The sequence below is a fragment of the Caulobacter ginsengisoli genome, from assembly GCF_030814835.1.
In the GTDB taxonomy this organism is placed as follows: Bacteria; Pseudomonadota; Alphaproteobacteria; order Caulobacterales; family Caulobacteraceae; genus Caulobacter; species Caulobacter ginsengisoli.
Genome location: NZ_JAUSVS010000003.1, coordinates 288,648 through 310,792, shown reverse-complemented (window position 1 = coordinate 310,792; position 22,145 = coordinate 288,648). Strand labels below are relative to the sequence as shown.

The 22,145-nt window shown below is 68.4% G+C and carries 22 protein-coding genes; 7 read left to right on the top strand and 15 right to left on the bottom strand.

What is annotated here, in order from left to right; genetic code table 11:
* Window positions 1-47 precede the first annotated feature (47 nt).
* On the top strand, window positions 48-614 hold the full coding sequence (locus QO010_RS11285) for a TIGR00645 family protein (RefSeq protein ID WP_307349186.1): 567 nt from the start codon (window positions 48-50) through the stop codon (window positions 612-614).
* 10 nt (window positions 615-624) lie between these two features.
* On the opposite strand, the gene QO010_RS11280 is transcribed toward QO010_RS11285, so the two are convergent.
* The gene (locus QO010_RS11280; RefSeq protein WP_307349184.1) at window positions 625-1,260 is read right to left on the bottom strand and encodes a DUF1134 domain-containing protein; all 636 of its coding nucleotides are present in this window, start codon (window positions 1,258-1,260) and stop codon (window positions 625-627) included.
* A 122-nt stretch (window positions 1,261-1,382) separates the two neighbouring features.
* A complete protein-coding gene (locus QO010_RS11275) occupies window positions 1,383-2,408 on the bottom strand; it encodes a tetratricopeptide repeat protein (protein WP_307349183.1) in 1,026 nt (341 codons plus the stop codon).
* Between the two features lie 137 nt (window positions 2,409-2,545).
* On the opposite strand from QO010_RS11275, the gene lepA reads away from it, so the two are divergent.
* The 3 genes from lepA to QO010_RS11260 all read left to right on the top strand — a co-directional run bounded on the left by lepA (window position 2,546) and on the right by QO010_RS11260 (window position 6,424).
* A complete protein-coding gene (gene lepA / locus QO010_RS11270) occupies window positions 2,546-4,354 on the top strand; it encodes a translation elongation factor 4 (RefSeq protein WP_307349182.1) in 1,809 nt (602 codons plus the stop codon).
* Between the two features lie 72 nt (window positions 4,355-4,426).
* Window positions 4,427-5,524, top strand: coding sequence for a hypothetical protein (locus QO010_RS11265; protein WP_307349180.1), 1,098 nt, complete (start codon window positions 4,427-4,429; stop codon window positions 5,522-5,524).
* 60 nt (window positions 5,525-5,584) lie between these two features.
* Window positions 5,585-6,424, top strand: a complete 840-nt coding sequence (locus tag QO010_RS11260) for an alpha/beta fold hydrolase (RefSeq protein ID WP_307349179.1) — start codon at window positions 5,585-5,587, stop codon at window positions 6,422-6,424.
* 107 nt (window positions 6,425-6,531) lie between these two features.
* On the opposite strand, the gene QO010_RS11255 is transcribed toward QO010_RS11260, so the two are convergent.
* From QO010_RS11255 to prfA, 4 genes are all read right to left on the bottom strand, one after another.
* Window positions 6,532-7,491: a DUF4167 domain-containing protein gene (locus QO010_RS11255; RefSeq protein ID WP_307349178.1), complete on the bottom strand. Its 960-nt coding sequence runs from the start codon at window positions 7,489-7,491 to the stop codon at window positions 6,532-6,534.
* A 242-nt stretch (window positions 7,492-7,733) separates the two neighbouring features.
* Window positions 7,734-8,597, bottom strand: coding sequence for a peptide chain release factor N(5)-glutamine methyltransferase (prmC, locus tag QO010_RS11250; protein ID WP_307349176.1), 864 nt, complete (start codon window positions 8,595-8,597; stop codon window positions 7,734-7,736).
* A gap of 12 nt (window positions 8,598-8,609) precedes the next feature.
* Complete coding sequence (locus tag QO010_RS11245; protein ID WP_307349174.1) at window positions 8,610-9,389, bottom strand: MOSC domain-containing protein; 780 nt, start codon at window positions 9,387-9,389, stop codon at window positions 8,610-8,612.
* Between the two features lie 227 nt (window positions 9,390-9,616).
* The gene (gene prfA / locus QO010_RS11240) at window positions 9,617-10,690 is read right to left on the bottom strand and encodes a peptide chain release factor 1 (RefSeq protein ID WP_307349172.1); all 1,074 of its coding nucleotides are present in this window, start codon (window positions 10,688-10,690) and stop codon (window positions 9,617-9,619) included.
* A 167-nt stretch (window positions 10,691-10,857) separates the two neighbouring features.
* Here prfA and QO010_RS11235 point away from each other — a divergent pair, with 167 nt between their 5' ends.
* Complete coding sequence (locus QO010_RS11235; protein WP_307349170.1) at window positions 10,858-11,625, top strand: hypothetical protein; 768 nt, start codon at window positions 10,858-10,860, stop codon at window positions 11,623-11,625.
* A 212-nt stretch (window positions 11,626-11,837) separates the two neighbouring features.
* Here QO010_RS11235 and QO010_RS11230 read toward each other — a convergent pair whose 3' ends face one another.
* From QO010_RS11230 to ptsP, 5 genes are all read right to left on the bottom strand, one after another.
* Complete coding sequence (locus QO010_RS11230; RefSeq protein ID WP_307349168.1) at window positions 11,838-12,275, bottom strand: helix-turn-helix domain-containing protein; 438 nt, start codon at window positions 12,273-12,275, stop codon at window positions 11,838-11,840.
* 129 nt (window positions 12,276-12,404) lie between these two features.
* A complete protein-coding gene (locus QO010_RS11225; protein WP_307349166.1) occupies window positions 12,405-12,875 on the bottom strand; it encodes a hypothetical protein in 471 nt (156 codons plus the stop codon).
* A gap of 83 nt (window positions 12,876-12,958) precedes the next feature.
* On the bottom strand, window positions 12,959-14,095 hold the full coding sequence (gene ispG / locus QO010_RS11220; protein WP_307349164.1) for a flavodoxin-dependent (E)-4-hydroxy-3-methylbut-2-enyl-diphosphate synthase: 1,137 nt from the start codon (window positions 14,093-14,095) through the stop codon (window positions 12,959-12,961).
* Window positions 14,096-14,240: 145 nt separating this feature from the next.
* Window positions 14,241-15,257 carry a helix-turn-helix domain-containing protein gene (locus QO010_RS11215; RefSeq protein ID WP_307349162.1) on the bottom strand — a complete coding sequence of 339 codons (1,017 nt, stop codon included), beginning with the start codon at window positions 15,255-15,257 and terminating at the stop codon, window positions 14,241-14,243.
* Between the two features lie 155 nt (window positions 15,258-15,412).
* Window positions 15,413-17,677, bottom strand: a complete 2,265-nt coding sequence (gene ptsP / locus QO010_RS11210; RefSeq protein WP_307349160.1) for a phosphoenolpyruvate--protein phosphotransferase — start codon at window positions 17,675-17,677, stop codon at window positions 15,413-15,415.
* Window positions 17,678-17,948: 271 nt separating this feature from the next.
* On the opposite strand from ptsP, the gene QO010_RS11205 reads away from it, so the two are divergent.
* Window positions 17,949-18,434, top strand: a complete 486-nt coding sequence (locus QO010_RS11205) for a hypothetical protein (protein WP_307349157.1) — start codon at window positions 17,949-17,951, stop codon at window positions 18,432-18,434.
* A 64-nt stretch (window positions 18,435-18,498) separates the two neighbouring features.
* Here the strand turns inward: QO010_RS11205 and QO010_RS11200 are convergent, their stop codons facing one another.
* Complete coding sequence (locus QO010_RS11200; protein ID WP_307349154.1) at window positions 18,499-19,746, bottom strand: aspartate kinase; 1,248 nt, start codon at window positions 19,744-19,746, stop codon at window positions 18,499-18,501.
* A 110-nt stretch (window positions 19,747-19,856) separates the two neighbouring features.
* On the opposite strand from QO010_RS11200, the gene ubiG reads away from it, so the two are divergent.
* A complete protein-coding gene (ubiG, locus tag QO010_RS11195) occupies window positions 19,857-20,609 on the top strand; it encodes a bifunctional 2-polyprenyl-6-hydroxyphenol methylase/3-demethylubiquinol 3-O-methyltransferase UbiG (protein WP_307349152.1) in 753 nt (250 codons plus the stop codon).
* Here ubiG and QO010_RS11190 read toward each other — a convergent pair.
* From QO010_RS11190 to grxC, 3 genes are read right to left on the bottom strand one after another with little or no spacing between them, the layout of a single operon-like run.
* Window positions 20,606-21,040, bottom strand: coding sequence for a DUF1178 family protein (locus tag QO010_RS11190; RefSeq protein ID WP_307349151.1), 435 nt, complete (start codon window positions 21,038-21,040; stop codon window positions 20,606-20,608). The genes ubiG and QO010_RS11190 overlap by 4 nt on opposite strands.
* Entirely contained in the window at window positions 21,037-21,867 is an 831-nt protein-coding gene (locus tag QO010_RS11185) for a carbon-nitrogen hydrolase family protein (protein WP_307349149.1), read from the bottom strand. Before QO010_RS11185 ends, QO010_RS11190 begins: the two co-directional genes overlap by 4 nt.
* On the bottom strand, window positions 21,864-22,118 hold the full coding sequence (gene grxC, locus QO010_RS11180) for a glutaredoxin 3 (RefSeq protein ID WP_307349147.1): 255 nt from the start codon (window positions 22,116-22,118) through the stop codon (window positions 21,864-21,866). The genes QO010_RS11185 and grxC overlap by 4 nt, the downstream gene beginning before the upstream one ends.
* Between the last annotated feature and the right edge of the window lie 27 nt (window positions 22,119-22,145).

Sequence of the window (22,145 nt, the reverse complement as noted above, 5' to 3'; positions counted from 1 at the left end):
GATTGTCAGGGCTTGACCCCCGCCCCCGCGCTAGCCAAATCCCCTGCATGACCAGTCCCGTCACCCCGCCCCACACCCCCAAGCCCAAGCCCGCCCTCGAAGTCTGGCTGGAGCAGGGGCTGTTCGCCTCGCGCTGGCTGATGGTGCCCTTCTATCTGGGACTGGTGGTGGCCCTGGTCGGGCTGATCGCCACCTTCGGCCAGGAGCTGATCCATGAGCTGCCGCTGCTGTTCACCAGCGCGGCCAAGCCCGACGACGCCATCCTGCTGGCCCTGTCGCTGATCGACCTGTCGCTGGCCGGCAACCTGATGCTGATCGTCATCTTCTCGGGCTACGAGAACTTCGTCTCCAAGATCGATATCGGCAACCATGAGGACCGGCCCGAATGGATGGGCACGGTCGACTTCTCCGGCCTGAAGATGAAGCTGATCGCCTCGATCGTCGCCATCTCGGCTATCGCCCTGCTTAAGGCCTTCCTGCAGACCGCCGAGCCGGGCCACGCGGTCGATGTGGTGCGTCTGCAGTGGCTGGTCTTCGTCCACCTGACCTTCGTGGTGTCAGGGGTGGTGCTGGCGATCATGGACTACATCACCAGCAAGACCACCAAGCACTAGGACCGGCGTCCTACAGCGGCAGCCAGTGCCGCTTGCGGCTGTAGGACAGGTAGCCGAGGTTGGCCCCTAGCCGAAGGCCGACCCCCGCCCGGATCGGGGCCAGGACGATGTCCTCGGCGCGCTGGTAGTTCACCCCCAGGCCGGCGACCAGATAGGCCGTGCCCTCGACACCCGGGAAGCGGCGGAAGATGGCGTCCGGGTACTGCAGGTTATAGCAGAGGGTGAAGACCCGGCTGGCGTTGCCGCCGACGTCGAAGCCGATCGAGGGACCCTGCCAGAACACCTCCTGCTGGGGCTGTTCCTTCATGTAGAGCAGGCCGCGGCCATAGCGGGCCCCGACGGTCAGGGCGCCCGAGCCCTCCTCGCCGGCCAGGTAGCCGGTGGGCCGGCCGTTGTCGCGGAAGATGCGCTCGATGGCCGCCCCGGCCGCCTCGGCCGTCACGCCCATGAAGTCGGAGGTGGCGCGGATCATCTCGTCGGCCGAATAGGTCGGCGCCTTCCGGCCGGAAGGCGGCGGGCCGCCGTAACCGTCCTGCGGCGGAGGCGGCGGCTGATCCTGCGGCTCGTCCTGGGCCAGGGCGCGCCCGGCGAGACCCGTCGAGGCCAAGGTGACAAGGCCGGAAGCAATCAGACGGCGGCGATCCATGGGCGGCTCCAGTCAGTTCGATTCGGCCAAAAAGGCTTCTTAGGGCGCAGCGTCCCACGCTCTTGCGACCTGTTTGAGGCGCGGCGCCTTAACGCGCGATTAACCCTGTGGGGCCGCCGGCCTTACGGAAACAGTTCCTTGCCCAGCGCATCGGCCGCCTTGGCGTCGATCTTGCGCAGCCGCTCGATCATCGCGCGGGCCCCGGCCTTGTCGCCCAGCTGCAGCCGCACCCTGGCCCCGCCCTTGAGGGCGTCGGCGTGCTGGCTGTCGATGGCCAGGGCCGCGTCATAGGCCAGCCGCGCCTGGCTGAAGGCGCCGGTGTTGTAATAGGCGTCGCCCAGATAGGACTGGGCCCAGGCATTGCTGGAATCGGCTTTGACGCCTCGGCGGTAGAGGGCCAGGGCCGTGCCGTAGTCCCCTTCGTTGTAGTAGAGGTTGCCCTTGTTCATCAGGGCCTGGAAATCGTTGGCGTCGATGGCCAGGGCCCGGTCATAGGCGGCGGCGGACAGCTCGTTCTGCTTGAGCTCCTGGTAGATGTCGCCCAGCCGGCGCGGCGGGATGATGTCGTCCGGCAGCAGCTTCTCGGCCTTTTCGAACGGGGCGATGGCGTCCTGGAAGCGTTCCAGGCCGTAGTAGGCATCGCCCAGCTGCCGCTGCGCCCGGCCGTTCTTGGGCTCCAGCCGCGCGGCGTTTTCATAGGATTTGAGCGCCTCGGTCAGGTTCTTCTGCCCGGCCTGGGCCACCCCCAGCTCGATCCAGGCGCTGGCCTTGCGGCCGTCCATGGCGATGGCGGCGCGGTAGGCGTTGACCGCGGCGGGATAGTCGCCGTCGTTGTCCAGGGTGTTTCCCAGCGACACCCAGGTGTCGTAGTCGGCCTTGATCGACAGCGCCTGTTTGTAGTCCGAGGCCGCCTTGTCCCATTCCTTGAGCGCATAGTAGGCGTTGCCGCGATCCACCCAGGCCGCCCACTCCTTGGGATTGGCCTGGATGATGGACGTGAAGATGTTGGCCGCCCCACGGAAGTCGCCCGCATCGTAGGCGGCCAGGCCCTTCTTGAAGTCGGCGGTCTGGTCGGCCATCGCCGCTGGCGCGGCGGCCAGGGCCAGGGAAGCGGCGAGCGCGGCGAAGCTCAGTCTGGCGAAGCGCATGGGAGGCAGCCCTGAAAACCCGATTTGGCCGGAGCCTACTGTGTCCTAACGCCGCGAGCAGCCCAAAAATGGGGGCCTGCGGGGCTGTAGCGCAGCCTAAGGCTCGCGACGCCCTCAAGGTGTGCTAGACGGCGCCCATGAGTTCGACACCGCTGGACCGCATCCGCAACTTCTCCATCGTGGCCCATATCGACCACGGCAAATCCACCCTGTCCGACCGCCTGATCCAGGAGACCGGCGGCCTCACCGCGCGTGAGATGAAGGAGCAGGTGCTGGACAACATGGATATCGAGCGCGAACGGGGCATCACCATCAAGGCCCAGACCGTTCGCCTCAACTACCGGGCCGACGATGGGCTGGATTACGTCCTGAACCTGATGGACACCCCCGGCCACGTCGACTTCGCCTACGAAGTCAGCCGCAGCCTGGCCGCCTGCGAGGGCTCGATCCTGGTGGTCGATTCCTCCCAGGGCGTGGAAGCCCAGACCCTGGCCAACGTCTACCAGGCCATCGACAACAACCACGAGATCGTCCCGGTCCTCAACAAGATCGACCTGCCGGCCGCCGAGCCCGAGCGGGTGCGCGAGCAGATCGAGGACGTCATCGGCATCGACGCCTCCGAGGCGGTGCTGTGCAGCGCCAAAACCGGCGAGGGCATCCGCGAGGTGCTGGAGGCCGTGGTCAAGCGCCTGCCGCCGCCCAAGGGCGACATCAAGGCCCCGCTCAAGGCCCTGTTGGTCGACGCCTGGTACGACGCCTATCTGGGCGTGGTGGTGCTGGTGCGGGTGATCGACGGCTCGATCAAGGTCGGCCAGAAGGTCCAGATGATGAATGCCGGGGCGCATTATCAGATCGACCGCATCGGCGTCTTCCTGCCCAAGAACACCCCGGTCGAGATGCTGGGCCCGGGCGAGATCGGCTTCATCACCGCCCAGATCAAGCAGGTGGCCGACGCCGCCGTGGGCGACACCATCACCGACGAGCGCAACCCCACCGCCCAGGCCCTGACCGGGTTCCGGGAAGTGCAGCCGGTGGTGTTCTGCGGCCTGTTCCCGGTCGACGCCGCCGATTTCGAGGACCTGCGGGCCGCCATCGGCCGGCTGCGCCTCAACGACGCCAGCTTCACCTACGAGATGGAGACCAGCGCCGCGCTCGGTTTCGGCTTCCGCTGCGGGTTCCTGGGCCTGCTGCACCTGGAGATCATCCAGGAGCGGCTGTCGCGCGAGTTCGACCTGGACCTGATCGCGACCGCCCCCAGCGTGGTCTACAAGATCGGCCTGACCAACGGCGACGCCATCGACCTGCACAACCCGGCCGACCTGCCCGATCCGGTCAAGATCGACACCATCTCCGAGCCCTGGATCAAGGCCACCATCCTGACCCCGGACGAGTATCTGGGCAGCGTTCTGAAGCTCTGCCAGGACCGCCGCGGCTCGCAGCGTGAGCTGAGTTACGTCGGCAACCGGGCCATGCTGATCTACGACCTGCCGCTCAACGAGGTGGTGTTCGACTTCTATGACCGGCTGAAATCCATCTCCAAGGGCTATGCCAGCTTCGACTACCAGATCGAAGGCTACCGGGTCGGCGACCTGGTCAAGATGTCGATCCTGGTCAACGCCGAGCCGGTCGACGCGCTCTCCATGCTGGTCCACCGCGACCGCGCCGAGGGCCGGGGCCGCTCGATGGTCGAGAAGATGAAGGAGCTGATCCCGCCCCACATGTTCCAGATCCCGATCCAGGCGGCCATCGGCGGTCGGATCGTGGCGCGCGAGACCGTGCGGGCCCTGCGCAAGGACGTGACCGCCAAATGCTACGGCGGCGACGCCAGCCGCAAGCGCAAGCTTCTGGACAAGCAGAAGGCCGGCAAGAAGCGGATGCGCCAGTTCGGCAAGGTGGAGATCCCGCAGGAAGCCTTCATCGCGGCGCTGAAGATGGACAGCGACTGACATCACCCCAACCGCTTGCGTCCCCCGCCCGGCGACCTATGGTTGCCACAGGGCAGCTGGGGAGCTTGGGCCATGGCCATCACCGACACCATGAAGCGGCCGGCGGCGGTGTTCGCGCTGCGGACACTGTTCGGGGCGGTGATCGTCTATCTGTTCCTGGTGGTGCTGATCATCGCCAACGCCCAGCAGCATGTGGTGGGGTCCCTGGCCGACGGCGTCGACGGTGAGAACCTCAGCTATGGCCAGGCCATGTTCCGCTACCGCGCCGCCGAGGCCCTGAGGCGCAATCTCCAGGAAGCCAGCGATCAGTGGAAGAAGGCCGACGCCGCCGCGGACGCCGAGCGGGCGCAGTTCGTCACCCAGGATAATCTGTACGAGCCGCGCTGGCAGGAAGTGCAGGATCTGGCCAACCGCCTGTCGGCGTCGGACTGCGCCTTCGACGCGGACAGCAACACCCGGCCGATTGAACTCTACCGCATCGTTTCGGACTGCTCTTCCCCGACGCTGAAACCGCAGTTGAACACCCAGATCGACCAGATGCAGGCCCGCGTACCGGCCTTCCCCACCCTGGTGGAGACCTGGCGGCTGCAGAAACAGAATGTTGACGCCAAGCAGGCCCTGGTCGACCAGCTCAGCAAGCGAATGGCCAGCATCAACACCCAGCTGGCCGATCCCAAGGTCAACGATGTCGAGCAGGCCTTCGCCGAGACCCGGGCCCTGGATGGCTCCTGGTACCTGCTCAACGCCAATATCGAGTCCTTCCTGCCGTTTGTCGTCCAGCTCTGGCTGGCCCTGACCTCGGGGATGTTCGGGGCCCTGCTCGTGGCCCTGATCATCATGGTCTATCCCAACAACAGCGAGGGTTTCACCCGCACCGAGGGCTTCTTCGCCCGGGTGGTGGTCGGCGGGCTGATCTCTATCTGCGTCTATCTGGTGCTGGGCTCGGGCTCGGCGGTGCTGGGCAGCGGCGGGACCATGGACGTCAGCTCGACCAACGTCATGGCCTTTTGCGCGATCGGGGTGCTGGCGGGGATGTTCTCCGACCGGGTGGCCTTCTGGCTGTCGCAGCGGGCCGGCAGCTTCTTCGGCAAGGGCGGCGGGGCCGACGGCCTGGCCGACCAGGCGGGCGGTCAGGGTGACGATACGGCGCCGGCCGCGCCGGCTTCATGACCCGAGCTTCATGACCAAGGCTTCACTCGCCTGTCGCCGCCGCCGGTCTATGCTGGAGGCATGCGCCGTCCCGCCCTGATCCTCGCCGCACTTCTGGTTCTCGCCGGCTGCGCCAGCCATCCGCCCGAGCGCTTCCCGACCCCACGCGACTATCCGGCCGGCGTCATGCGCTGGACCAGCTTCCAGGCCGGCGGCCATCCCTGGAAGCTGGCGGCGCTGGAGACGCCCCGCAGCGCGCCCTGGAAGGTGGTGGTGATCACCGGCACCCCGTCCTGGGCCGACTTCTGGGCCCCGACCCTGGCGGCCATGCCAGACGGCTACAGCATGATCGCGGTGGACCGGCCGGGCTTCGCGGCCAGCGAGCCGGCCGAGGCGGTGGGATCGATCAGCGACCAGGCCGACGCCATGGCCCCGCTGCTCGACGCCGAGCCGGGACAGAGGATCATGCTGGTCGGCCAGTCCTATGGCGCCCCCATCGCCGCCCTGATGGCCGCGCGACATCCGGACAAGGTCCAGGCCCTGGTGCTGGTCAGCCCCTTCTTCGGCGACCGCGGCCGGCAGGCGCGACGGCTGACCGGGCTCGGCGGGGTGGTCCGGCCGTTGCTGGGGCGGGATCTGAAAAACAGCCTAACCGAGGTGCGGGGCCAGCGCGCCCAACTCCCGGCCGCCCGCACGGCCCTGGCGGGCCTGACCATGCCGCTGGTGGTGGTTCAGGGGCTGAGCGACGATTTCGTGCCGCCGGCGGCGGCCCAGGCGCTGGCCGACAAGGGTCATCCGCTGGGTCCGACGCAGTTCGTCGGCGTGCCCGGCGGCGATCACTTCCTCAACGCCTGCTGCGTCGCGGCCCTGGTGAAGGCGTTCCAGACGGCGGCCGACATGGCGGATAGTACGCGACCCTAACCCCCTCCCGGGTTCCCTGGCGAAGGCCAGGGTCTAAGCGGGGGTCAGGTCGTCAGGCTCCGTTTGGGCCCTGGCCTTCGCCAGGGAACTCGGGAGATGAGGGAGCCTTACGCGTCCTCGGTCTCGGCCGGGCCCTCGGTGCGGGGGGCGCGGCGACGGCGCGGCTTGGGAGCCGCCTCGGCGGCCGGGACTTCCGCCTCGGCAGAAACGGAGGCTGGGGCCGAGGAGCGGCCCAGGAAGGCCGGCAGTTCGCTGACCGCGCCGTCCTGGCCGCGCAGGCGCGGCGAGCCTTCCGCCGGCGCTTCGGCGGTCAGCGGGGTGGCCTGGGGCTCGACGACGGCCAGGGGATCGCCCCGCTCGGGACGGTCGCCCCGGTCGAAGCGGCGGCCTTCACGTTGCGGACGGTCTTCGCGAGGCCGATCGTCACGGGGACGCTCGTCGCGCGGGCGGTCTTCCCGGGGACGATCATCGCGGGCTTCCGAGGCCGGACGCTCGTCGCGCTGGCGGTCATCCCGCTCGCGCCAGCGGTCGCGGCGGCCCTGGCCTTGACCTTGGCCCTGGCCTTCGAACCGGTCCCGTTGCGGGCGGTCACCCTGCTGTTGCTGGCCGTCGCGCGGACGGTCGTCGCGCTGGCGGTCGAAACGGGGCCGGTCGCCCTGCTGGCGATCGTCGCGTTGGCGATCCTCGCCCTCGGACTCGGCGGCGGCTTCCGGCTCGGTCGCTTCGACTTCCTCGGGCTCGGCCTCGAAGTCGATGTCGAAGCCGCTGGTCGCCTCGCGGCCGATGAAATCGGTGACCGGACGGGCCGGCTGCATGGCCCGCAGGACGCGGAAATAGTGCTCGGCGTGCTGCAGGTGATTCTCGGCCAGCACCCGGTCGCCACCCTGGGCGGCGTCCCTGGCCAGCTGCTGGTATTTCTCGAAGACGCCCTGGGCCGCGCCGCGAACCTTGACCCCTTCGGGTCCGTTCGAGTCGAAGGCGCGGTTGGCGTTGTGTTGTTGAGGTTTGTTGCCGCCGCCGCCGCGATTGCGGCCGCGCTGACGCTTCATACCCTTGAAATCTCTCATCGTACCCCTGCTCGCCGGGAACGGCGCTTCGTGCGCTCTGACCGGCTAGGCTTTAGAGACTGATCGGGCCTGGGCCCGCTGGTCGTGATTAAAAAAGACGCTTGGTTCCTTGGTCCCCGCCTTCGGCGCCCCGTGGCTTTGCCGTGGTTTCGGACCCTGATCAGGGCCCGCGCGCCCGCCGCTCGGTGTTTGGTCGATACGGCGATTAGGGTGGAGACCAGATCAGATGTAGCGAATGACCCTCAGGTTTCCAAGGGGTTTTTGAAACCGGTGACCACGCGATGGCGGTCGGAGAGGTCCTTTTTGGTCTTCACGTCGTGCGCGCCGGCGGCCTTGAACAGCGCCTCGACGGCCAGGGATTGGTCAAAACCGATCTCCACAACGAAGAGACCGCCGGGTTTGAGCACCCGCAGAATCTCCGGCGCGAGGATCCGGTAGGCGTCCAGCCCGTCGGGGCCGCCGTCCAGGGCCAGGCGCGGCTCATGGTCGCGGACCTCCGGATCGAGGGTCTCGATGTCCTGGGAGGGGATGTAGGGCGGGTTGGCGGTGACCAGGTCGAACTGGGCATCATGCAGGCCCGCCGTCCAGTCGCCGCGCAGCAGGCTGACCCGGCCGGCCAGGTCCAGGTTGGCGGCGTTCTCGCGCGCCACGGCCAGGGCCTCCTCGGAAATATCGACCCCCAGCCCCTTGGCGGCCGGCCGCTCGGCCAGGATGGCCAGCAGGATGGCGCCCGAGCCGACGCCCAGGTCGAGCATCGTGAACTTCATGGCTTCCGGGAATTGCGACAGCACGGTCTCGACCACGGTCTCGGTGTCGGCCCGGGGCGTCAGCACCTGGGGCGTCACGGTGATCATGATCTTCCAGAAGCCCTTGCGGCCCAGGATGTGGCTGATGGGTTCCCGTTTGGCGCGGCGGTCCAGGTAGCTGTCCAGGGTTGCCTGCTGCTCGTCGGTCAGCGCCCGCTGCGGGTCGGTCAGGATGTCCATGCGGCTGACCCCGGCCGCCGCTTCCAGCATCAGCCGGGCGTCGATCACCGGCTGGTCGACGCCGGCCGCCTCCAGTTTGGCGCGCGAGGACTTCCAGGCCTGAACGAGAGTCTCAGTCATTGGGGGTCTCGGTCATGCGGCCGGCTCCGGCTGGACGACCAGGGTGGCCGTATCGCCCGACGCCACCCGTCCCGACCCGGTGACGTGCAGATAGAGGCCGCAGAAGGCGTGGCCGTAATGCTCCCACAGCGCCTTGACCAGCTCTTCGCCCCGCACCGCTGTGGTCGGATCGACGTCGATGGCCGCGCAGCGGATGATCGGCTTGAACACGGTGGTCGTCGCTTCGCCAAGCCGCAGGGCGGCCCCGGTCCAGGCCATCTCGGCCCAGGCCGGCCAGCCCTCGACATAGAGGTTGGCGCGGAAACGCAGGGGATCGAGTTCGTATCCCACCTTGGCCGACAGTTCGCGCACGCTGGCCAGGTTGACTGCCGACACATGGCCGCGCGGATGGTCCAGGAAACGATGGCCGGGGGCCAGCAGCACCTTCAGCGGGCCCGTGGCGGCGTCTCCCAGCACCCCGGTCAGCCAGGCCGCGAAGGCGGCGCGGCCGTCGTCGTTGGTGAGATTGGCCTCGATGTCCGGATGGCCAATAGCGCCGGCCCGCAGGACGCCCGTGGTTTCATCATAGGCGGTGCGGGCCCTGGCCACCTGCTCGAGCTTGGCCAGCACCGTGTATTTCATCTTCGGCACATAGGCCGGGGCGTCCATGTCGAAGCCCGACGGGCCGTCCTCGACCGCGTAGAGCCGGTCGGCGGGGAAACAGCCGCCGACCTCCAGCCGCGCCGCCGCGACCGGCTCCGGGGTGAAGCCCTTGATCGGATAGCGGTAGAGGGCGGTGATGCGGCCTTGCATGACGCCTGACTGCCGGAGAGACAGTAGCTTATCAACCCCAGGAACCGAGATCCTCCCACGGTCTCCCTTCCTCCTCGATGGAGGAAGGGCGGGGATGGTGGTGGTGGCACAGCGTTTCCGGAAGAACGCGGGGAGGCGTGGTCGCCACCCTGAGCTTTTCGCCCGGGCTCCGAGCGCACACCACCAACCCTGCCCTTCCTCCATCGAGGAGGAAGGGTTCTTCAGAGCTAGAAGCTGTCTTCCAGCGTCGCCAGCCGCGCCGCCTGGTCCTCGGCGATCAGCGGGTTGATGACGTCATCCAGGTCCTCGCCCGCCACGATCTTGGGCAGGTTGTAGAGGGTCAGGTTGATGCGGTGGTCGGTCACCCGCCCTTGCGGATAGTTGTAGGTGCGGATGCGCTCGGAGCGGTCGCCCGAGCCGACCTGGCTCTTGCGGTCCTCGGCCCGGGCGCTGTCGAGCGCCTCGCGCTTCTGCTCGTAGAGGCGGGCCTTGAGCACCTTCATGGCCCGCGCCCGGTTCTGGTGCTGCGACTTCTCCGACGAGGTCACCACGATGCCGGTAGGCAGGTGGGTGATGCGCACGGCCGAGTCGGTCTTGTTGACGTGCTGGCCGCCCGCGCCGCTGGAGCGGTAGGTGTCGATGCGGATGTCGTTGTCGTTGATCTCGATCTCGACATCCTCGACCTCGGGCAGCACGGCCACGGTCGCCGCCGAGGTGTGGATGCGCCCTTGCGCCTCGGTGTCGGGCACCCGCTGGACGCGGTGGACGCCGCTTTCGAACTTCAGCCGGCCGAACACCCCGTCGCCGGTGATCGAGGCGATGATTTCCTTGTAGCCGCCGGCGTCGCCCTCGGAGACGCTGTCGATCTCGACCCGCCAGCCGTGGTTCTGGGCGTAGCGCTGGTACATGCGGAAGAGATCGCCCGCGAACAGGGCCGCCTCGTCGCCGCCGGTGCCGGCGCGCACTTCCAGGATGGCCGAGGCGTTCTCATCCTGGTCGCGGGGCGCCAGCAGCAGGGCCACCTCCCGCTGCAGCCGGGGCAGCTTTTCCTGCAGCCGCTCCAGTTCGTCGCGCGCCAGTTCGGAGATTTCGGGATCGGGGTCGGCCGCCATGGCCTCCAGGTCCGCCTGCTCGTCCTGGGCCCGCTGCAGGGCGGCGACCGCGTCGGCCACCGGCTTGATCTCGGCATGCTCCTTGGACAGCCGGACGATCTCGGCCCCGTCGGCGGCCGCGCCCATGCGCGCCTCCACTTCGCGGAAGCGGTCCATCACCTGGTCGAGGCGGGCCTGGGGCAGTCTCACGAACGGTCCTGTGGCGGAAAAGCTGCGGGTTGGGCGCCTGCTCTACAGGGCCTCGCCTCCCACGCCAATCCTCTTGCCAAAAACCTCGGAATGAGGCTCGTTAACCCTATGTGGGTGCGGGGATCAGCTTTGGCGCAGTGTGTCGCGCCGCCGATGGGTGGCGGGGCATGAGCGATCCGCATCCGCCGCACGACGACAATCATGGCTCCGGGCACGGTTCCGGTCACACCCCGGCCCCGCAGCCCCAGCCGCCCATGGTCGCCTATCTGACCCCGGCGCCGGCCTGGCCGCAGGCGCAGCATGGCCATTGCGGCTGCTCGGGCTCCACCCCGACCATCCTGCAGCCCTGGCCGATGGGCGGCGGCTTCATGGTCTGCTGCCGGGTCTGTGGCCTGGTCAAGGACGAGCACGGCAAGCACGGCCACGACGAACATAAAACCGAGCCGCCGCCGGAGTTCAGCGACGCGGTCCCCGACGAGTTTCGCCACCGCTTCAAGGACGTCTGGCACGCCGTGCAGGAGAACCGTATCCCGGCCGGCATCATCGCCGACTGCCACGCCCTGCTGCTGCTTCTCCTTCAGGGCCTGGACGGCCAGGATGCCCGGTCCAGCCGCAAGGAAGCCCCGTCGGGCTGCTTCAATTTCTCGGGCGCCTCGGCCACGCCGGTCTCAGCCGATCTTGGGTTGCTCAAGCGTATCAAGGCCCTGCGCGAAAAGGGCCGCCTGCTGGCGTCGGTGGAAAAAGCCGCGGGTCCCATCCGGCTGGATCCGGGCGACCTGGACATGGCGCCGCTGGGCGATCCCGAGCGGGCGCGGCGCTACATGAACCTGGTCTGGCAGATCGCCGACCAGGGCTATGAGCAGGTGCGCTGGGCCGAGCGCGGCCAGAGCCCGCCGCGGGCCAAGGCGGCGGAACCCGAGGGCCACGGCCACTAATATGTCGTTCCCCTGACGTATAGGGATTGACGGTCGACGTTACATTCCCCAATTTGGGGACACTCCCCCACGAAGAGAGTCAGCGATGACCTATTCTGGGGATCGAAGAATTCGCACCCGCGCTCCGCCTACGACGCGGGTCGAACGTCTCCCCCGGCCACCCCCCCCTTTTCGCCGGGGGAGACGACTTCCTCTTCAGGCCCACACCCTCTTCAGGCTTCCAGCACCTCGGTGCGCCGCAGGGCGCCCACGAAGGTGCGCAGATGCTGGAAGGTTTCGATCAGCTGCGCCTGCTGCTCGGGCCGGGTCAGCACCGCCTCGGGAATGATGTAGCCGCCGGTCACCCGCCGGCAGATGCCCGCCTCGGCCAGCCGGTGGATATGGCGCCGCACCGTCTCGCGCGGCACGCCCAGCGAATTGGCGATGGCCAGGGCCGAAATCGGCCGCATCCGCTCATCCGGCACGGCGCCGTCACCATCGATCCTGGAGGGGTCACGGCCAAGATGCTGCACATTGGCCTGCATGATGGTCATGACGATGATCGCCCGGACAAAGTCGCCGCCATGGTTGGCCGCCACCGTCTGCATGAGCCTCAGCACGAAATCGAAGCTGTGACGCTCCGCCCACCGGTGTTTGACGTCTTCCCGCAACCCGATCCCGCCCCCAACGACTCTCAAACGCCCGAGGCGCGAATTTGCTGGGGTGGGCGGGGTTTAGGCCATGCCGCAAAAAACCCAAATCGGGGAGTTTGGCGCGACAGAACGCCGCGAATGGCGGTTTTAGCGTCGGCTGACCGACGGAGCGTAGTCCAGCCGGCGCAGCGTCGAGGCCAGACGGTTAAAACTGGCCAGGGTTTCCTGCATGGCGGCCAGAATGCCCGGCTTGAGGAAGGCCTCCTCGGGAATCACCACGCCGCGCCGGCCGTGGCGCACGCACTGGCCGTCCCGGACCATCATGTTCACATAGCGCCGGGTGGTTTCGTAGGGCACGCCGATCGAGTTGGAGATGGCCAGCACGCTGACCGGCCGGGGCTCTGTGGCCCCCCCCGACGTCTCGCCGCCCGCGCCCAGATGCTCGCTGTTGGCCACCGCGATGGCGGTGAAGATGATGCCGCGCAGCAGGTCCCCGCCCTGGGCCCTGGCGGCGATCTCGATGCCACGGATGAAGAACTCACCGCCCAGCCGCGCGGCGACCTGCAGATCACTGAAGGATGCCGCGGGGGCTGTTGTCGCCCCGCCTCCCTCCGCCATGGATCACCCCCAAAACCATTCCCCAGGACCAAAAGCCTGGACCTTGGAGTTTGGAAGTCAAGCGATTGCTTGAAAAGACTGGATTATTCCGCCGCCACCAGCGCCGACTGCTCGGCCTCGATCTCGGCGGCGCGGGCTTCGACCAGTTCGACGATGTGGTCGATCATCCGCTCGTTGTCCATCTTGTGGTCCGGCTTGCCGGCCATGTAGACCATGCCCGAGCCCTTGCCGCCGCCGGTGAAGCCGAGGTCCGTCATCAGCGCCTCGCCCGGACCGTTGACCACGCAGCCGATGATCGACAGCGACAGCGGGGTGGCGACATGGGCCAGCCGCTCCTCCAGGGCTTCCACCGTCTTGATGACGTTGAACCCCTGCCGGGCGCAGGACGGGCAGGCGATGATGTTCACCCCCCGGTGCCGCAGGCCCAGGGACTTGAGCATATCGAAGCCGACCTTGATCTCCTCGACCGGATCGGCGGCCAGGCTGACCCGGATGGTGTCGCCGATGCCGGCCCAGAGCAGCGAGCCCATGCCGATGGCCGACTTGACCGTGCCGGTGCGCAGGGCGCCGGCCTCGGTGATCCCCAGGTGCAGCGGGCAGTCGATGGCTTCGGCCAGCTCCTGATAGGCGGCCACGGTCATGAAGATGTCCGAGGCCTTCACGCTGATCTTGAACTCGTGGAAGTCGTGGTCCTGCAGGATGCGGGCGTGGGAGAGGGCGCTCTCGACCATGGCCGCCGGGCAGGGCTCGCCGTATTTCTCGAGCAGGTCGCGCTCCAGCGAACCGGCATTGACCCCGATGCGCATGGAGAGGCCATGGTCCCGGGCCGCCTGAATGACTTCGCGCACCCGGTCGGCCGAACCGATATTGCCCGGATTGATCCGCAGGCAGGCCGCGCCGGCCTGGGCGGCCTCGATGGCGCGCTTATAGTGGAAGTGGATGTCGGCGACGATCGGGACCTTGCTGGCCTGGACGATGGCCTTCAGGGCCGCGGTCGACTCCACGTCGGGGCAGGAGACCCGCACGATATCGGCCCCGGCCTCTTCCAGCTCGCGCACCTGGTTGATGGTCGCCTGGGCGTCGGCCGTCAGGGTGTTGGTCATCGACTGGACGGCGATGGGCGCGTCCCCGCCGATCGGCACCGCGCCGACATGAATCTGACGGGACTTGCGCCGTTCGATATGGCGCCAGGGACGGACTAGGGTGTGATCGCCGGACATGGCCGCAAAATAGGCGGTTCCGGGTCGGGGCCCAAGCCCCTTCGGTAATCAACCCGCAAAGTGGTTGAGCTGCCCGACTGACGGACTCCCCACCCGCTCATCGCGCCGAGCGCTCAGAGTCGACCTCCCCTCGACGAGGGGAGGATTAGTTGCTCAGGCTGGCGGCGCTGGACTGGGCGGCCGGCAGCCGGCCCTTGAGCGCGCCGTTGACATAGACGTTGAACAGCGTCGGGTCGGTGACCTCGACGGTCAGGCCCTTGAGCTGCGGCAGGCGATAGGCCTGGCCCGCCGTCAGCTGACGGGCGAAGTAGGGCGTACCGTCGGCCCCGCGCACCACCAGCTGGCCGCTCTTGCGGGCCTGCAGGATAACGTTCGACGTGCCGGCCGGCGCGCCGAGAACAGCGCCCTGGGCCTGGAAGGGTGAGCCGACATCGGCCACGGCTTCGGGCGCCGTCGGATCCTGAGCGGCCGCGGCGGCCTGAGCCCGGCCGGCGGCGTCGCCGGCGTCGGCAGAGCCACCGGCGGCGGCGGCGTTTTCGAGGCCGGGGGTCTTGTAGAGCTCGGGCGTGGTCGATTCAGCGGGCGGCGGGGTCGGCTGGCCGACGACGAAGCCGCCGCCATCGCCGCTGGCAGGCGGCGGCGCGGCGGCCAGTTGGGCTGAATCCGGCACGGCGGCCGGCGGCGGGGCGTCGGCCTTCATGGTCCGCTGCGAGATGTTCCACAGCACCACGGCGGCGATGATCAGCAGGCCTCCGGCGATGATGGCGCCCATGCGCGGGTCGCGCTCGCGGCGCACCCCGACCGGGGCCCGCAGCTGGCCTTCCTCGTGGTCGGGAGCGTCCAGCTTGTAGCGTTCGACGGCGGCTTCCGGATCGACGCCCAGATGGCGGGCATAGGCCTTCACATAGCCCAGGGCGAACGGCCGCGAGGGCAGCTCGTCCAGCCGCATGTCCTCGACGGCGGCCAGGTAGGCGCGGCGAATGCGGGTGGCGTCGGCCACGTCCTGCAAAGACACGCCCTGGAATTCACGGATGGCCCGCAGAGCCGCGCCCACATCCGGACCGTAGTAGAGGTCGGGTGCGTCGCCGCTCATCGCCAGATCTGATGGATCAGCGTCATGGGCCCGGTAGAACTGCGTCACCCCGCCGGAGTCTAGCGGCATGTCAAAACGCCCCCTTACATTCGCTTCCGGCGAGAACCGGCCGTCCTGCAACTCTCGCGTCGCGCGAGCCCCGTGCGGAACGGTTAACGAAGGTGCTGTGGATATCAGAATAACGTCCGGAATTCAATGTGCTAATCCGTGACAGGCGGTTAACGTCACACCGCTACATACAATTTCCGGGCCAACGTCTCGATTTCGTTTCTGACTGACCCCGCCGCGCCTTTCAAGAGCGCCAGAACGCCGCGCCTGGCGGCCTCGCGATCGACGCTCAGCACCATCTGCTTGACCGGACCGATGCCGGTCGGCGGCATGGACAGCCGGTCGAAGCCCAGGGCCACCAGGGCGAAGGCCTCCAGCGGCCGGCCGGCCATTTCCCCGCAGACCGAGACAGGGGTGCCGGTCTCGGCGCAGGCGTCCTGGATCTGCTTCAGCGCCCGCAGGGCCGGCGGCGAAAGGGGGTCGTAGCGATCCGCCACCCGCGGATTGCCCCGGTCGGCGGCGAACAGATACTGCATCAGGTCGTTGGTGCCGACCGAGACGAAGTCGGTCATCGGCAGCAGCGCGTCCAGGTGCCACAGCAGCGACGGCGCCTCGATCATCGCCCCGACATCCAGCCGCGAGGGCGCCGGACGGCCCCGGCGCTGGGCCCAGGCCAGTTCGGCGTCGACGAAGGCTCTAGCGGCGCGGAACTCGTCCACGCTGGCCACCAGGGGGAACATGATGCGCAGCGGACGGCCCTTGGCGGCCCAGATCAGGGCCCGCAGTTGCAACCGCAGCAGGGCGGGCCGGTCCAGGCCCATGCGCACGGCCCGCCAGCCCAGGGCGGGGTTCTCTTCCCGCTCCAGCTCCATGTAGGGCAACAGCTTGTCGCCCCCCAGGTCCAGGGTGCGGAAGGTCACCGGCATGCCGTCGGCCACGTCCAGGACGCGCTGGTAGAGGGCTGTCTGGGCCTCCAGGCGCGGCATCTCCTCGGCGACCATGAACTGGAACTCGGTGCGGAAGAGGCCGATGCCCTCCGCGCCCGTCTCGCCCAGGATGTCCAGGTCGACCGCCAGGCCGGCGTTCATCAGCAGGGTGACCTTGTGGCCGTCCTTGGTGAAGGCGGGGGTGTCGCGCAGGCCGGCGAACACCGCCTTGCGCTGGGCGCGAACCTCCAGGCGGGTGTTCAGCGCCTTGACCACGTCGGCGCGCGGGCGAAGGAAGGCCTCGCCCGTCTCGGCGTCGACGATGACCGGGTCGCCCTCATTGATCTTGTCGCGCAGGCCCGCCAGGCGGCCCACGCAGGGAATGTCCAGGGCCCGGGCGACGATGGCGGCATGGCTGGCGGGCGAGCCCTCCTCCAGCAGCATGCCCTTCAGCTTGGCGCGGTCATATTCCAGCAGGTCGGCCGGCCCCAGGTTCCGGGCGATGAGGATGGCGTTGTCGGGCAGCTGGCGGGCGACATGGACGTTGCCGGCCAGGTGGCGCAGCAGCCGGTCGTTGAGGTCTTCCAGGTCGTGCAGCCGCTCGCGCAGGTAGGGATCGCGGGCCTGGCCCAGCCGGGCGCGGTGCTCGGAGCGCACCTTCTCGACCGCCGCCTCGGCGGTGAAGCCGGCCTTGACCGCCTCTTCCAGGCTGCGGTTCCAGCCCCGGTCGTGGGCGAACATGCGGTAGGTGTCGAGCACCTCGTACGAGGCCCCGACCAGGCCGTGCTGACCGTCCAGCATGCGGTTGAGCTGGGCCTGCAGCGCCTCGATGGCGGTCTTCAGCCGGGCGTCCTCGGCCAGGGCGTCGTCGGAGAACATCTCCTCGGGCACCACCGGCGGCTCGTGCAGCACCGCCACGCCATAGGCGATGCCGTCGGCGAACTTGGCCCCCTTCATCCGCTCGGGGCGGTCGGGGGCGATCTCGACGCCCTGGAAGTCGGACTTGCCGATCAGCCCGCCGGCCCCGACCAGCTCGGCCAGCACCATGGCGACGATCTGCAGGTCCTCGACCTCCTCGTCACTGTAGGCCCGCTCGGTCTTGTTCTGGACCACCAGCACCCCGATGGTCCGCCCGCCGCGCAGCAGCGGCACGCCCAGGAACGAGTGGAAGGGGTCTTCGCCGGTTTCCGGGCGGTAGGAGAAGGCCGGATGGCTGGGGGCGTCGGAAAGAGCGACGGGGCGGCCCTGGCGGACGATCTCCCCGACCAGGCCCTCGCCGGTCTTCAGCCGGGTGACGTGCACCGCCTCGCGGGCCAGGCCCTCGGTGGCGAACAGCTCCATCTCGCCGCCCGCCCGCCGCAGATAGATCGAGCAGACCTCGGCCACCATCGAAAAGGCGATGATCCGCACCACCGCGTCCAGCTTGGCCTGGGCGGGCACCTCACCGGCCATGGCTTCGCGAATCTGCCGCAGCAGACCGCGTGAACCGCGCGTGGCCAGACCGGAAGGCGGCATGGGTGGCTTGTAACTCCCCGGGAAGAGCCCCGTTCGTCGGCGCTATAGCAGATTTCCGTTGCGGAACAGCGCTCAAGCGCGCGGCGTGGTTGTCAACTTGCGCTTCCGCCTGTTTCGCGGCCCGGACGGGGCGGCTGGCCGCCACATTGGATCAGTGCGGTTGCAGGCGATTTCCACTCACGCGGGGGCTGGCGCTTTTAGAATTTGTTGTGCTAACGTCGGTATGTGTTCCTGGGCCGAGTCCGCCTGGGCGCAGTGAGGGGCCAAGTCGATGCTGTTGTGGGACGGCGATCTGCTGAATTTTCATTTCGGGGATTCCAACCATTCTCTGAATAGTTGGGGCGTGTCGTTCGGGCGCTCGATGGGGGTCGATTCCGGCTTCCATAGCCCGACCCCGGATTTGTTCTCGTCCGAAGGCCTGAATGGCCACTGGACCCTGGACAATCTGATGCCGGTGCTCAGCGCCGAGCATATGATCGATGTTTCCTCGCCCTCCAGCGAACTGGTCTCCGACGGCCTGACCGGCACGGTCGAAACCTCGCAGCCGATCCGTCACGAAGACAACAGCTCCGCCCTCATCCTGCCGTCGGTGCTGAAGGTCGAAGAACCCTTCGCCATCCCGCTGCCCGTCGACACCATCGCGGGCGCCGGCCTCGGCGACGACAGCCTCATCAACATGTCGGAGGGCCTGATGCCCGACATGATGCTGGCCAAGCCGCAATGGACCATCCCGATGCGGCTGAGTTGGATTCACTAAGTCATTCCAGCGTTTCGCTGAATGGAAGCGGCCCTGCCTCTGGCGGGGCCGTTTTCGTTTGGGTCTAGACCTGATCCAGCGCGTAGGCGGCGTGCAGGGCGCGGACGGCCAACTCGGTGTAGGCGGCGTCGATCAGCACGCTGATCTTGATTTCGCTGGTCGAGATGACCTGGATGTTGACGCCCTTCTCGGCCAGGGCCTTGAACATGGTCTTGGCGACGCCCGAGTGGCTGCGCATGCCGACCCCGACCACCGAGACCTTGGCGACGTCCTCGTCCAGGGCGACACTCTCGAAGCCGATCTCGTGCTTGAGGGAATTGACGATCTCCTCAGCCCGCTTGGCGTCGCGCTTGCCGACGGTGAACTCCATGTTGGCCGAGTCGGCCGTGCGGGCGTGGGCCTGGACGATCATGTCGACATTGACGTTGGCGTCGGCCAGGGCCCCGAAGATCCGCGACGACACGCCGGGATGGTCGGGCAGGCCGAACAGGGTCAGCTTGGCCTCGTCGCGGCTGTAGGCCACGCCGCTCACGATGCGCTTTTCCACGATCTCCTCCTCGTCGCAGACGATGGTGCCCTGCCCCGGCGCTTCGCCCGGTTCGACAAAGCTCGACAATACCCGGACCGGCACCCGCTGCGACATGGCCAGTTCGACGCTGCGGGTCTGCAGCACCTTGGCGCCCAGCGACGCCATCTCCAGCATCTCTTCATAGCTGATCTTGGCCAGCTTGCGGGCGCGGGATTCGATACGGGGATCGGTGGTGTAGACTCCGTCCACGTCCGTATAGATGTCGCAGGGCGCGCCCAGGGCGGCGGCGATGGCCACCGCGCTGGTGTCCGAGCCGCCCCGGCCCAGGGTGGTGATCCTTCCGGAGGGGCTGATGCCCTGGAAGCCGGCGATGACGGCGATCTCGCCGCGATCCATGGCCTCGCCCAGCACCGCGCCGCGCACGTCCTCGATCCGCGCCCGGCCATGGGCCTCGTCGGTGACGATCGGGATCTGCCAGCCCATCCAGGAGCGGGCGTTGAGGCCCATATTGCGCAGGGTCATGGCCAGCAGGCCGGCCGTCACCTGCTCGCCGCTGGCGACGACCACATCATATTCGTCGTCGGAGTCGGGCAGGCCCTGGGCCGCCGCGCCCGCGCCGTCGGTCCAGGCGACCAGCTCATTGGTCTTGCCGGCCATGGCCGAGACCACGACGGCGACCTTGCGGCCGGCCTCGACCTCGGCGGCCACCAGCCGTCCGACGCGCCGGATGCGCTCCAGGTCGGCCACCGAGGTGCCGCCGAATTTCATCACCAGTCGGGACACAAACCCCCTCCGCGGAAATTCCTTGCCGGAACCGCGCCCAGGGGCCATCTCCGCAGCAAGCCGCAGCCTTCTAGCTTCCGTTTTGCGGCGCCGCAATGCGCAGGACCCCGATGAGCGACACCACCGCCACCTGGAGCGTCGATCCGGCCGACGTGGCCCGCTTTTCGGCCATCGCCGAAGAGTGGTGGGACCCCAAGGGCAAGTTCGGCCCGCTGCATGTCTTCAACCCCATCCGCCTGGGCTTCATCCGCGAGCAGGTGCTGGAGGCGTTCGGCCGCGACGGGACGGCCCGCCAGCCGTTCACCGGCCTGAAGCTGCTGGACATCGGCTGCGGCGGCGGCCTGCTCAGCGAGCCGATGCGCCGGCTGGGCTTTACCGTCACCGCCGTCGACGCCTCCGAGCGCAACATCGCCGTGGCTTCGACCCACGCCACGGCCCAGGGCCTGGACATCGACTTCCGGGCCGGCACGGCCGAGCAGCTGGCCGCCGAGGGGGCCGGACCGTTCGACGTCATCCTCAACATGGAAGTCATCGAACACGTCGCCGACCCCGGCGAGTACCTGCGCACCACCGCCAGCCTGCTGGCCCCGGGGGGCCTCATGATCCTGGCCACCCTCAACCGCACCCTCAAGGCCCTGGCCCTGGCCAAGGTCGGGGCAGAATACATCCTGCGCTGGCTGCCCCCCGGCACCCACGACTGGAACCAGTTCCTTAAGCCGGAAGAGATCGAAACCTTTCTGGCCGGGACGCCCTACCAGTTGGAGGGGCCGTTCGGGGTCAGCTTCAATCCGCTGACCGGCCAGTGGAGCCGCTCGGCCGACAGCGACATCAACTACATGATGACCGTGCGGGCGCCCGTCTAGTTGACCTCGGTCTTCTTCGGCGGCGCGGGCGGCAGCGGCGCGACCGGCACCCCGTCGGCGACCAGCTTCTTCACCTCCAGAGGCGTCGCCTCGCCATAGATGCCGCGCTCCTCGGAGCGGCCCTCGTGGATGTCGCGGGCCTCCTTGGCGAAGGCGTCGCCGACATAGTCGAAATTCTCTTCGACATGAGCCCGGACCTTGCCCATGGCCTCCATCATCATGCCGCGCATCTGGGGTGAGACCTCGGACCCGGGGCCGCGGTTCTTGGTCCCCGCCACGGCCGGGGCCATGATCTGCTTGCGCACCTTGATGGAGTCGCAGACCGGACAGGCCAGCAGGCCGCGTCCCACCTGGTCGTCATACTCGGCCGACGTCCCGAACCAGCCCTCGAAGCTGTGCTCATGGTCGCAGGTCAGGGCGTATTTGATCATGAGATGCGGGGTCCGCTGAAAGCGCGGGCGTTCTGCAACACCGGGATGGCGGCCCGGGCCCGCTCGGCGGCGGCCAGGTCGAGATCGGCCATCAACACGTCCGGTTCGTCATGGTCAAGGCGGCCCAGCACCTCACCCCAGGGCCCGATAGCGATGCTGTGGCCCCAGGTGCCGCGCCCGTCGGCGTGCTGGCCGCCCTGGGCCGCCGCCAGGATGAAGCTGCCGGTCTCGATGGCCCGGGCCCGCAGCAGGATTTCCCAGTGCGCCTGCCCCGTGGGCCGGGTGAAGGCGGCCGGCACGGTGATCACCGTGGCGCCGGCCATGGCCAGGGCGCGATAGACGGCCGGAAAGCGCATGTCGTAGCAGATGGTCAGGCCCAGGGTCCCGAAGGGCCAGCCGACCACGACGGCCTCGTCGCCCGGTTCGTAGAGCTCCGACTCCCGCGCCTTCTCCCCGGTCGGCAGGTCGACATCGAACATGTGCAGCTTGTCGTAGGTCGCCACCACCGCGCCCTCCGGCGAGACCAGGATCTGGCGGTTGGCCGCCTTGCCGTCCGCGCGCCGCACCAGGGCCGAGCCGATCGACAGCCAGACCTTCAGCTCAGCGGCGAGGTCCCGCAGGCCCAGCACCACGGGGTCCTCGTCCTGGCTCTTCAGCGCCGGGATCAGCTTGGCGCGGTCCTTCTGCAGGACGTTGGTTCCCTCGGGCGTGCAGATCAGCTGCGCGCCCTCGGCGGCGGCCCGGCGCACCAGCGGCGCGGCCTGGGCCAGCGATTCCGCATGGTCGGTCGGAGTCCGCAGCTGGACCAGGCCGGCGCGCAGGGTCATGCGGCCAGCATCGGGTCGAGCTTGCCGGCCCGGTCCAGGGCCAGCATGTCGTCGCAGCCGCCGATATGCTCATCCCCGACGAAGATCTGCGGGAAGGTCGCCCGGCCCGAGCGCTGCATCATCTCGTTGCGCTTGGCCGGGTCCATGCCGGCGTCGATCTCGGTGAAGTCGGCGCCCTTGTCGGTGAGCACGTTGACCGCCCGGGCGCAGTAGCCGCAGAACGGGCGGGTATAGATGGTGACGTGGGCCATGGGCGCTCCGGACTCGAACTGTCTCCC